This window comes from Photorhabdus laumondii subsp. laumondii (genome assembly GCF_003343245.1).
Lineage (GTDB): Bacteria > Pseudomonadota > Gammaproteobacteria > Enterobacterales > Enterobacteriaceae > Photorhabdus > Photorhabdus laumondii.
Genome location: NZ_CP024901.1, coordinates 5,603,283 through 5,615,399, shown reverse-complemented (window position 1 = coordinate 5,615,399; position 12,117 = coordinate 5,603,283). Strand labels below are relative to the sequence as shown.

Genomic DNA, 12,117 nt, shown 5'->3' with positions numbered 1-12,117 from the left:
CGCCGGTCAGTTTCTGGATATATTGGCTCACCGTGTTCACAATGGGATTATCAACCAGAGTATCGCCGATAACTGTCAAATAATCTTGGCTGGTAACTGTAGCGGGTGCCTCTTTTATTCTTCCAAATGAAAGGTTAAAACCACCGGCTTTAGCCGGTCAGCTTTAGCTGCGATACTGTGTTGTACCGGAGGTGCAACATGGATTACAGATATGGCAGCCACACGGTATTTCAGATTGAATACCATTTTGTGTGGGTAACGAAATACAGATACAAAGTGCTGACAGGAGAAGTGGCAAGTCGAGTGCGAGAATTAATCCGTCAGACATGCGGCTCCTTTGAAATCAGAATATTAAAGGGAGTTGTGAGTCAAGATCACGTGCATATACTCGTCAGCAGTCCCCCAACATTAGCGCCAAGTGAAATCATGAGAAGGCTGAAGGGGAGAACGGCCAGTAAGCTGTTTGAAGAATTTTCGCATTTGAAAAAGCGGTACTGGGGCCAACATTTTTGGGGGCGAGGCTATTTTTGTGCAACGGTGGGGCAGTTAACGGAGGAAATGATCAAAAGCTATTTAGAACATCATTTTGAACCCAATCCGAATGATAATTTCAGGATGGATAATTGACGCGTCGTTTAGCCGACGCGTATCCGGACTTTCAGTCCGTTAATCACTAACCCACCGACTTTAGTCGGTGGTTGTTGAGTTCACACAGCTTGCCCCATTTATGTGGGTTATCACCAACAGGTTTGCCACTTAACAACCTACTTGGGCTGACTAACTCAATATCAGCGGGAAGCGTTGGCAGCATCTGTTGTAATGCACGAATGGTTGTTGAATGAGGATGACCGATAGCAATAGCGGAACCATTCTTACGGGCAATGGAAATCGCACGGTTTAACTGATGACGAGTTTCCGCTTCTGATTGCACATCATCTAGGAAAACATTACGGCGGATAACGCGAACAGGTGTGCCTTGTGCTGCCTTTGTTGCTTGAGTATTGCCAATCGTCACGCTGTCGAGAAAATAGAGGTTATAACCAGACAGTGAACGCATCACTTTCTGCATTCCCGGCAAGCTCGAAGTCATAGCGCTGCCCATATGGTTATTGATTCCTACAGCATAAGGAACTTTTTGTATTGCACGCTGGATGATGCGGTCAATATCTTCACTGCTCATGGTTGGCTGGAGAGTATCCGGTTCTAGCAGTTGCTTACTTAAAGGTGCCATTGGCAGGTGGATTAAGATCTCCCGCCCTTGTTTATAGGCTTTTTCAGCCATCTCCCTGCCATGCGGTGAATCCGGCAGAATGGCGATAGAGATTGCAACAGGCATCTGCAATATTTTGTTTTCATTATGAGGACGGTAGCCAAAATCATCGATAACAATAGCCAAACGGGCAGCACCGGTTTGTAGGCTCAAAAGTAACAGGGCGGTAGTACCAATGAGTTTTGCGAGTTTGCGTTGTCTCACCTGATTATCTCCCAAGCCACGGTTGTGGGTTTACTGCTCTTCCCTGACGGCGGATTTCAAAATAGAGTGCGGGTTGTTGCTGACCGCCACTGTTACCGACCAATGCAATAGGTTGTCCGGCACGAACTTGCTGGCCGACACTGACCAGAGCACTCTGATTATAGCCATAGAGACTCATATCACCTTTACCGTGCTCGATAACGACAACCAGCCCATAGCCTTGCAACCAGTCAGCCAGTAAAACCCGACCATCAGATATCGCTTTGACTTCCGTACCTTCTGTGGCTGAAATCACCATGCCTTTCCAGCGTAATTCGCCTTGCAGCGCTTCACCAAACTGATGTATCACCTTACCGTGGACCGGCCAGATTGCCTGACCAGCCGGACGGCCAAGGCCACCGGTACGCGCCATCAATGCGCGCTCATCCTCAGTTGGCTTGTAGCTTGAACCTTTTTGCTGTGCTTGCTTCTGTTTTGCGGCAATCTGGGCACGGACGCGGGCTGCTTCTCTGGCTTCTCGTTCAGCACGTGCTTTCGCTTCCCGTTCTGCCTTGGCAATTTTATCTCGCAGACGGGTTTCATTTTGTTTTAGTTCAGCGAGATTTTTCTGATCTTTCTTTAAGGAAGATTCCAGTTCAGACAACGTTTTTTGCCGAGCGTTGCGGGCCACTTCCATCTGCTGTTTCTGCTGCTGCTGTTCAGTCAGCACTTGTTTCTGCTCTTCCTGTTTCTGCTGCTCAAGCTTTTTCTGTTCAGTTAAATCAACCGCTGTTTGTTCAAGTTTAACAATGGTGTCCTGGCGGGCTTGATTAAGGTAGCTATAGTAAGCGAGTATACGTTCTCCTCTCTTACCCTCCTCTCCTCTGAACATGAGTTCGAGCCCTTGATATTGCCCTTGACGAAATGCTGCATCTAATTGGCGTGCCAGCATATCTCGTTGCGCTTTTTGTTGTTTTTCCAGTTTTTTAATGTTGGAGACTAGAAAGGTAATCTCTTTATTCAGCTTACTGAGTTGAGTTTGGGCGTTGTGTAGAGATTGCCCAATTTTGGAAATGGTATTTTCCTGATCTTTCAGTTGATTTAGCAAAGAACTACGTTTTTGCTGTTGTTGTTGCACGCTCTTCTCTTTCTCCGCGATGTTTTGTTGGAGATCTTTCAACTGATTTTTATTGTCGATAATTTGATTCGCAAAGGTATTAAAGCTAAAAATAACCAATAGGAAAACATAGAACAATAAGGCAAAGATATCATTCCGCCGTGAGTTCTGATTGCGCCGATAATTACGGCTATGCATTTCCTTGTCGTCAGCCATTTCTGTAAATATACCTTGCTACTATGTGCGTTAGATTATTTCATGATGAACAAAGAGTTACCAGATGCTACGCTGATTTTTTACACTTTCAGATAATGCTGTCTTAACATCGAAATCGAATATACCCGTTATCTTTCAAGTTGCCTTTTTGTTGGCTGCACTCGCTCACCCCGGTCACATAGTTATCTATACCCGTCATCTTTCAAGTTGCTTCTTTGTTGGCTGCACTCACTCACCCCGGTCACATCGTTATCTATGCTCCCGGGGATTCGCTCCCTTGCCGCCGCGATGCATCTTGAAATCCATAGGGTATAAATATAAACATATTAGCCTACTTACCGTTGAAATTCCTGCATGCATCCAGTGTGACAGAACATATGCTGGTAATGTACTTAAGATGCTTCATTTTCAGGATATTTTTATTTTTTCTCGAAACTCTCCGCAAAATTTGCATTGAGCTTATGCTATTTGGCTGTAATTGACGCAACACAAAGGTATACTCTGGAATCTTAGATATTTGTTATTAACCAACGGGAGTTGTTGCCCCCATGCTGCAAGAAATCATGCAATTTATTAACCAGCATATGACCTTAAGCCTCATTTGGATTGCGCTGCTGGTTGCTGTTATTGTGACGACAACGAGAGGTTTCTTCTCTAAAACCAAAGAGATAACTCGTGCTCAAGCTATTAATCTGATCAATAAAGAAGAAGCCATCGTCGTGGATTTACGTTCCCGTGAAGATTTCCGCAAAGGGCATATTATTGGTGCAGTAAACCTGACTCCCTCTGAAATTAAAGACAACAATTTTGCTGAGTTGGAAAAACATAAAAAGCAGCCTGTAATTGTTGTTTCTGCGAATGGCACTGAATCTCGTACTCCGGCAGAGAATCTTCTTCGTGCTGGTTTTGAACGCGTATGTTCCTTGAAAGAAGGTTTGGTTGGTTGGACAGGCGAAAATTTGCCATTGGCACGTGGTAAAAAGTAATCATTTTGGGCGTGAATGGCGACATTCACATGAAAAATTTAATAAGGACATCTAAAGGTAACAATTATTATGTCAGAACAAAGCAATACAGAAATGGCTTTCCAGATCCAACGTATCTACACCAAAGATATCTCTTTTGAAGCACCGAACGCACCGCAAGTGTTTCAGCAGGAATGGCAGCCGGAAGTAAAACTGGATCTGGATACCGCTTCCAGTGAGTTGGCTCAAGGGGTTTATGAAGTTGTTCTGCGTGTGACTGTGACCGCAGCTTTGGGAGAAGAGACGGCATTCCTGTGTGAAGTACAGCAAGGGGGTATTTTCTCTATTGACGGTATTGAAGGAACTCAGTTAGCTCACTGCTTGGGGGCATATTGTCCGAATATCCTGTTCCCGTATGCTCGTGAGTGCATCACTAGCTTGGTCAGCCGTGGTACCTTCCCACAGCTGAATCTGGCTCCAGTAAACTTTGACGCCCTATTCATGAACTACCTGCAACAGCAGGCAGAACAGTCTCAGGGTGGTGAACAAACTGAACAGGAAGCTTAATGAATAGTACTGTTTCTATGACAGTGATTGGTGCCGGCTCATACGGCACCTCATTAGCCATTACGCTGGCTCGTAATGGTCATAATGTTGTACTTTGGGGGCATAATCCAGAGCATGTTGGGGCATTGCAACGGGTGCGTTGTAATCAAAAATTTCTGCCGGATGTTTCCTTTCCTGATAGTTTATTGCTTGAAACGGACCTAATAAAAGCACTAACAGCGAGCCGCGATATTCTTGTTGTGGTACCTAGCCATGTGTTTGGTGAAGTGTTAAAGCAGATAAAACCACATTTACGGCCTGATTCACGTATCGTATGGGCAACTAAAGGCTTGGAAGCGGATACCGGTCGGTTATTGCAGGATGTGGCCCGTGAGATATTAGGCAATGAAATACCGCTAGCGGTGCTCTCTGGGCCAACATTTGCTAAAGAGTTAGCGGCTGGTTTGCCTACCGCGATTGCTATTTCCGCGACGGAATCTGCTTTTGGCGATGGACTTCAACAATTATTCCACTGTGGCAAAAGTTTCCGGGTTTATAAAAATCCTGATTTTATTGGTGTTCAACTCGGTGGTGCCGTAAAAAACGTGATCGCCATTGGCGCGGGAATATCTGATGGCATGGGATTTGGTGCTAATGCTCGTACCGCATTGATTACTCGTGGATTGGCGGAAATGAGTCGCCTTGGTGCAGCGCTTGGTGCTGATCCTTCTACCTTTATGGGCATGGCGGGATTGGGCGATTTGGTCTTAACTTGTACTGATAACCAATCACGTAACCGTCGTTTTGGCATGATGCTGGGGCAGGGAATCAGTGTTGAAGAAGCGCAGTATCAGATTGGGCAGGTTGTTGAAGGTTATCGCAATACCAAAGAAGTACGTGCATTGGCTAATCGCGCCAATGTAGAAATGCCGATTGCAGAACAAATCTACCAGATACTCTATTGCAATAAAAATGTGATAGAAGCTGCTCAGGCATTATTAGGAAGAGCCAGAAAGGATGAGAGCGATAATGTGCGCTCTTAAATAAAAATCTAATGAGATAGGTTCTAATGTGAGAGTAAAAAATATGTCGCTAGAAGAATTGGACGAAGTTTGGAAGAACATAAAAACAGAAGCGAGAGCACTGGCTGAATGTGAACCGATGTTGGCCAGTTTTTTTCATGCAACATTACTCAAGCATGAAAATCTTGGTAGTGCTTTAAGTTATATGCTGGCGAATAAGCTGGCTACGCCGATTATGCCGGCTATTGCTGTTAGAGAGATCGTAGAAGAGGCTTATGGCTCGGATCAAAAAATGATTGTCTCTGCTGCCCGCGACATCATAGCGGTACGTCTACGCGATCCCGCCGTAGATAAATACTCAACACCTCTGCTGTACCTCAAAGGGTTTCATGCTCTCCAAGCCTATCGTATTGCCCATTGGATCTGGGGAGAAGACCGTAAAGCATTGGCTATTTATCTGCAAAACCAAATCTCGATGTCTTTTGGCGTTGATATTCACCCGGCAGCAAAGATTGGTTGTGGCATTATGCTTGACCACGCCACTGGCATTGTGATTGGCGAAACGGCGGTAGTGGAAAATGACGTTTCTATCCTGCAATCCGTCACCCTTGGTGGTACGGGTAAAACCGGGGGTGATCGTCATCCGAAAGTCAGGGAAGGGGTGATGATTGGTGCAGGTTCGAAAATATTGGGTAATATTGAAATTGGTCGTGGGGCTAAAATTGGCGCAGGTTCAGTTGTCCTTCGCTCTGTTCCACCGCACACAACAGCCGCTGGAGTGCCTGCCCGTATTGTCGGTAAACCTGAAAGCGAAAAGCCATCATTGGATATGAACCAGCATTTTAATGGTATCAACCATGGCTTTGAGTATGGGGATGGGATTTAATTTATCGAAATCTGGATAATTAGTGAACGCTATCATATTTTCACATGCTGAATGTGGAAATATGATCTGGCATGCTTAACGTGTGAAATCTTCTATACCCTATGGATTTCAAGATGCATCGCGGCGGCAAGGGAGCGAATCCCCGGGAGCATAGATAACTATGTGACTGGGGTGAGTGAGTGCAGCCAACAAGGAGGCAACTTGAAAGATGACGGGTATATAAATTATTTTTTTGCTACACCTATTATAATATAGTGCCAATGCTTAGGAATGACTTTATTTAGAACTTTATTATCTAACACCCCTAAAAATTTTCTTTGAAATTCATTCCTACCAAGCGTAGCAAGGAAGCCTAATGTTGTATAATTAACATCTGAAAATGCTGATAAATACTCTGTCATTTCCTTGGTGGTAACATAGCCCCAAGTATTTCCCCAATTAACATAATTTTTCCTGAGGAATTTATGCAATGGTGATGCAACCAGATTTTCTGCAAACCAAAGTTCACCTCCTTCCTTTAATGAATAAAAGATTTGATTAATAGCCTCTTTTTGTGCTGTTTTATTGAAATTATAACCGACAGCACCTAATACTGATTTAAACATAACAATATCAAAATGGTTCTTATATTTAATATCCGATGCGTTTAATTTATCATACTGAATGCTCTTTTCTATATTATAACGCTTATGTTTCTCCAGTGCTTTTGGCGTAGGGCCATCTAAATCAGTACATAAGACATTTGCTCCATTCAATGCTGCCCATAATGATAACCCACCATTTCGACTACCTAGCTCTAGAATATTAGCTGACTTTAATTCTAATCCAGAATGATCTTGCCAATATTTTAACGAATGACTCCAATTATATATATCCCATTCTATGACATCATGGAGAAATTCTTTTGAATTTTTTGCTTTCATAGTGTAACCAATATATATCAATGAAAATGAGTTATTTTAATACTAACTTTATTAAATTATTATGATCTAAATAGTTTTATCAAATAGTAGATCATTTGAGGGAATCAACCCCGATATAAGTTATATGAATCAATTTTCAAAGAGAAAAAATTCCCCAATAGGGTTAGGTTATACTAATCATAGCACCTACGTCCTGTAATGAATGATGATTTAGCGCAAAACTTATTCAGAAAATCCAGGAAAAAACTATGCCCTTGATGTCTTACTGTTTTCCTAACGACACATCATGGACATTCGGTCACTTACATTGCCAAAACCTGTTGCTTTTGCCCATCTTTGGTCGAATGCGATATGGGAGTACAGAGCTGATAACCATCGTGGCCGTACCATGCTTCATCCGAGAACATGACAAAATGGTTATCTGATTCTCATCGTGGGTCTGGTGCAGAGCGGTTCCTAAACTGCATTGCTGTGACCCACGCAAAGAAGAAAAAATTACCGTGATATGGTCAATAACACATTGAACCATTGCAGGAATGTGTAGCGATATTAGGCATTATTGGCACACTATTCTCTGATGATAGCGCCCTGATAATCTAGTTGCCGCCAGGCTTCAAAAACAACAACAGCCACTGAATTGGAAAGATTCATACTGCGACTGTTTGCTAGCATTGGGATACGAATTTTTTGTTGTGGTGGCATATTATCCAATACATAAGGTGGTAACCCTCTGGTTTCCGGCCCAAACATCAAATAATCGCCTGCTTGATAACTTACAGCACTATGTGCCGGAGTTCCTTTTGTTGTGAGAGCAAACAAACGAGCAGAAGATGCTCCTGTTAATCCTTCATTCTCTAAAAAAGCAAAATAATCATGATGTTGCTTAATATTGGCAAACTCATGGTAATCCAGCCCGGCTCGACGTAGCCTTTTGTCATCCCAGGTAAAACCTAGGGGCTGAATCAGATGCAATTGAAATCCGGTATTAGCACAAAGGCGAATAATATTACCGGTATTCGGTGGGATTTCAGGTTCAAATAAGACGATGTTTAGCATAAAGCCCCCCAGAAACAAGGGGCACAGATTAGCAGAAATCAGGAGGGGATGCAGGGGGATCTTCATCGATATTCTTATTTATCTATTAGAAGATCTTTCCTTGTTGGGGGGACTCGCTTGTATTGTCAGTAAACTTAAAAATGAAAAAACATCACTGGATATAACCTAACAGACTAAATTTTTTAGAGACTCTCTGGATTACTTTTTTGCCACACCGATGATAATATAGTGCCAATGTTTAGGAACGACCTTATTTAGAACTTTATTATCTAACATTCCTAAAAATTTTCTTTGAGATTCATTCCTGCCAAACGTAGCAAGGAAACCTAAAGTTGTATAATTAATATTTGAAAATGCAGACAGATACTCGACCATTTCATTGACGGTAACATAGCCCCAGGCATTTCCCCAATTAACATAATTTTTTCTGAGAAACTGATGCAATGGCGATGCAACCAAATTTTCTGCAAACCAAAACTCCCCCCCTTTTTTTAATGAATGAAAAATCTGATTAATTGCCTTTTTTTGTGCAGATTTATTTGAATTATAACCGATACCGCCTAATACTGATTTAAACATAACGATATCAAAATGGTTCTTATATTTAATGTCTAATGCACTTAATTTACCATATCGAATACTGCTTTCTATATTATAGCGCTTATGTTTCTCCTGAGCCTTTGAAGTAGGGCCATTTAGATCCGTACATAAAACATTACCTCCATTTAATGCTGCCCACAGTGATAATCCACCATTTCGGCTTCCTAGTTCTAGAATATTAGCTGACTTTAATTCTAGATTAGAATGGTCCTGCCAATATTTTAACGCATGACTCCAATTACCTATATCCCACTCTATTACATCATTGAGTAGCTCTCTTGAGTTCTCTGTTTTCATAAAAAAGGACCAATAGACTAATTATTTTAATAATACTTTTATAGTGAATTATTATGGTCTAGTGATAGATTATTTTTTAATGATGGTATTTTAGGAAAAGATTACGGGAGGGCTTGCTTAGCAAGAATTTCAGATAGATAGGCTGTACTCATCGTTGCTTTCGTGTCTATCTTATCTTAAATATTTTTGTATTATTCAGTATATTCACTGCAATATGTTTTATCCGAGATAGTAATTCCGCTGAATTGTTGCGCCGAATTGGGAGCGCCTGACGGTTTTTCCATCTGTGGCACTCCCTGAGCTTTTCATCAGTTCACGGCAAATATTCATCCATTTAATGAAATACTTTTGAAACAGCTTGGTGCTGATACAGCTAACCATATGGACTATGGTGTCATGGGTTGTAATACCCTGTTCAAATTTACCGTATTGCTTTAACAATCCTCGACTGCTCAACACCAAAACCTTCAATTTCTTCCCAGCCTTTGGTGCCACAATAACGTCACAATTGTTAACGGCAGAATATCTGCCAGCTCATAGTTATTTGCTATTCTGACTAGGATTGTGAGTAATCGAGTAGTTGCTAAGTCAATCGTAAAAAGGCTTTTAGCGTTATTTCCCTGAGCGAAAACCATGAGGGTTATTCTTTTGCCAATTCCAACTATCACGCATCATATCGTCAATATTGCGTGTTGCTTGCCAACCAAGGATATTCCGAGCTCTGGATGGATCAGACCAACACTCAGCAATATCCCCAGGACGTCTATCTGTAATTTTATATGGAATATCTTTACCTGACGCCTTTTCAAAAGCATGAAGTAGTTCGAGTACAGAATAACCAGCACCTGTTCCTAAATTAAAAACTTCATAGGATTGTTGTTTATCCAGATAGTCAATTGCAGCAATATGGCCTTCAGCCAAATCCATCACATGAATATAGTCACGAATACCGGTGCCGTCTTTGGTTGGATAATCATTGCCATACACTGATAAACATTCCAGACGACCAATAGCAACCTGAGTGATATAAGGTAACAGGTTATTGGGAATACCATTAGGATCTTCGCCAATCATACCTGATGAGTGTGCACCAACAGGATTGAAATATCTCAGGCTGGTGATTTTGAAACTTGGCTCGGCAGCGGCAAAATCTTTTAGAATTTGCTCAACCATCAGTTTAGAAGTGCCATAAGGGTTAGTTGTACCACCAACTTTAGCATTTTCAGTAAGTGGTACAAATTCAGGATCACCATAAACCGTTGCGGATGAACTGAAAATCAGTTGATGTACACTGTTGGCACGCATAGCCTGCAACAGAACTAGGGTGCCAGTAACATTGTTCTGATAATATTCAAGTGGTTTTCTAGTGGATTCGCCGACTGCTTTTAATCCGGCAAAATGAATAACGGTTTCAATTTTATTTTCCTGGAAAATTTTATGCAATAAATCCAAATTGAGGATATCACCTTGATAAAACTTCACTGATTTACCAGTAAGTTTCTCAACTCTACGAAGAGATTCTGGTGATGAATTGCAAAGGTTATCAATAACAACAACATCAGCTCCTCGTTCCAGAAGCGTTAATACTGTGTGTGAACCGATGTAGCCGGCTCCGCCGGTGATTAGGATTGGCATTTAAATATTCTTGTGCACTTTATTAGTTATTTGTAAGTTCATGATAATCTAACCTATCCAATATAGTCTCTTATCATCCCAAGTAAAATTTAGCGTTAAAACAGATATAGCCGAAATCTAGTATTATCACAAAGGAGAATAATATTACTGGTGTTAGGGAGGATTTCAGGTTCAAATAAGACTGTGCTTAGCATAGTATATTATATACCAACTTTTAATCTTTCGTCTTCAGTCAAGTATTCAACAAGACATTTATAATGCATGTCTTTTGTTAATATATTTGCACCTTTTTCTATCAATAGCTTTATTATTCTAGTATCCCCATTTTTTAAAGCATATTCTTTTGCATACATTAGAACTGAAGTTCCTTTATAGTTAGTAGCATTAACATTAGCGCCAGAATCTATCAGATATTTTACTATGCCTAAATAACCATGATAAGAGGCTACCATCAACAATGACCAAGTATGCTGGTTACGTTCATCAATTCCAGATATGTTTTTAATATATTTCTTTATTTCAGAAAGATTGTTTTTTTTACAAAAATCAAATAATAAATCAATCTTATCCTTATATAGTATTATATTATAATCAATAGTTGAGAATTCAGAAAAATTTTCATTATCTTTAATGAGAGCTCCTGGTCTACCAGAAGAACGTATTGATGTTATTTCATAATTGCAGTAATTAGTATTTTGATAGTGAGGTAATTGATATTCTCTAAAAGAGAATGCTCTTATATATCTACCTATTTCCCATGCTGTTTTATGTAAATTAATGCTTTCTGATGAAAAAGAAATTGTATTTTTAGAATAGTAAGATGAATGCTTTGATTTTTGAGGGTTGCTAAAAATATTATTATTTTTTATTATTTTTTCTATATAATCTTCAATTAAAGTGCAGGAATGAGAAATATAGTTTAAATAAATATCCTTTGATGTATACCTTTCATCTATATTAATAGTTGTTTGGTCAATTATTTCACCTGTATCTATTCCATTGTCTATATAATGTAAACTAACGCCAGTAGAAATCTCATTATTCAATATTGGCCATATGGATGTATACATCCCTTTGTATTTTGGCAGTAGAGAAAAATGAATATTAAATATCTTCTTAGTTCTGAATCTTCCAATTTTAATAAGTTGATCAAATTCTAGAGATAAGAAGATAGAAGCATTTCTTTCTGCTTCTTCTAGTGAAATAATAGGTACATTGATTTCATTTGCTCTTTTTTTAAGAGAATATTGCCAGGTATTATTGCCTGAGTCTGTCTTATTAATTACAACTGCTAAGTTTTTTATATTATATTTAATTTTTAATAAATTTAGAACATGAACTGCAATGTTATTTTTCCCAGCAATAACAATCACTTGTGCTACCTATAAATTAAGTGTGAAA

11 protein-coding genes and 1 pseudogene are annotated in these 12,117 nt (G+C 40.2%); 5 read left to right on the top strand and 7 right to left on the bottom strand.

All coding sequences use genetic code 11. The features are described from left to right. The first annotated feature begins 198 nt into the window (after positions 1-198). Complete coding sequence (tnpA, locus tag PluTT01m_RS24925) at positions 199-627, top strand: IS200/IS605-like element ISPlu2 family transposase (protein ID WP_011145659.1); 429 nt, start codon at positions 199-201, stop codon at positions 625-627. 106 nt (positions 628-733) lie between these two features. Here tnpA and PluTT01m_RS24920 read toward each other — a convergent pair. After that, a pseudogene (locus PluTT01m_RS24920) lies at positions 734-1,447 on the bottom strand (divergent polysaccharide deacetylase family protein); the annotation flags it as partial. Between the two features lie 31 nt (positions 1,448-1,478). Continuing rightward, entirely contained in the window at positions 1,479-2,786 is a 1,308-nt protein-coding gene (gene envC / locus PluTT01m_RS24915; RefSeq protein ID WP_011148900.1) for a murein hydrolase activator EnvC, read from the bottom strand. Positions 2,787-3,334: 548 nt separating this feature from the next. Between envC and PluTT01m_RS24910 the strand changes: the two genes are divergently transcribed. The 4 genes from PluTT01m_RS24910 to cysE all read left to right on the top strand — a co-directional run bounded on the left by PluTT01m_RS24910 (position 3,335) and on the right by cysE (position 6,205). After that, positions 3,335-3,772 (top strand): rhodanese-like domain-containing protein, encoded by a 438-nt coding sequence (locus PluTT01m_RS24910; protein ID WP_011148899.1) that lies wholly within the window; start codon positions 3,335-3,337, stop codon positions 3,770-3,772. Between the two features lie 69 nt (positions 3,773-3,841). Beyond that, complete coding sequence (secB, locus tag PluTT01m_RS24905; RefSeq protein ID WP_011148898.1) at positions 3,842-4,318, top strand: protein-export chaperone SecB; 477 nt, start codon at positions 3,842-3,844, stop codon at positions 4,316-4,318. Continuing rightward, positions 4,318-5,340: an NAD(P)H-dependent glycerol-3-phosphate dehydrogenase gene (gene gpsA / locus PluTT01m_RS24900; protein ID WP_011148897.1), complete on the top strand. Its 1,023-nt coding sequence runs from the start codon at positions 4,318-4,320 to the stop codon at positions 5,338-5,340. Before secB ends, gpsA begins: the two co-directional genes overlap by 1 nt. Before the next feature lie 43 nt (positions 5,341-5,383). After that, on the top strand, positions 5,384-6,205 hold the full coding sequence (cysE, locus tag PluTT01m_RS24895) for a serine O-acetyltransferase (RefSeq protein WP_011148896.1): 822 nt from the start codon (positions 5,384-5,386) through the stop codon (positions 6,203-6,205). Positions 6,206-6,429: 224 nt separating this feature from the next. Here the strand turns inward: cysE and PluTT01m_RS24890 are convergent, their stop codons facing one another. From PluTT01m_RS24890 to PluTT01m_RS24865, 5 genes are all read right to left on the bottom strand, one after another. Further along, positions 6,430-7,128, bottom strand: coding sequence for a class I SAM-dependent methyltransferase (locus PluTT01m_RS24890; protein ID WP_041380442.1), 699 nt, complete (start codon positions 7,126-7,128; stop codon positions 6,430-6,432). A 567-nt stretch (positions 7,129-7,695) separates the two neighbouring features. Then, on the bottom strand, positions 7,696-8,184 hold the full coding sequence (gene trmL, locus PluTT01m_RS24885; protein ID WP_011148893.1) for a tRNA (uridine(34)/cytosine(34)/5-carboxymethylaminomethyluridine(34)-2'-O)-methyltransferase TrmL: 489 nt from the start codon (positions 8,182-8,184) through the stop codon (positions 7,696-7,698). A 198-nt stretch (positions 8,185-8,382) separates the two neighbouring features. After that, positions 8,383-9,081 (bottom strand): class I SAM-dependent methyltransferase, encoded by a 699-nt coding sequence (locus PluTT01m_RS24880; protein WP_011148892.1) that lies wholly within the window; start codon positions 9,079-9,081, stop codon positions 8,383-8,385. Between the two features lie 612 nt (positions 9,082-9,693). Beyond that, entirely contained in the window at positions 9,694-10,716 is a 1,023-nt protein-coding gene (gene galE, locus PluTT01m_RS24870) for a UDP-glucose 4-epimerase GalE (RefSeq protein WP_011148890.1), read from the bottom strand. A gap of 200 nt (positions 10,717-10,916) precedes the next feature. Beyond that, on the bottom strand, positions 10,917-12,089 hold the full coding sequence (locus PluTT01m_RS24865; RefSeq protein ID WP_011148889.1) for a formyltransferase family protein: 1,173 nt from the start codon (positions 12,087-12,089) through the stop codon (positions 10,917-10,919). Between the last annotated feature and the right edge of the window lie 28 nt (positions 12,090-12,117).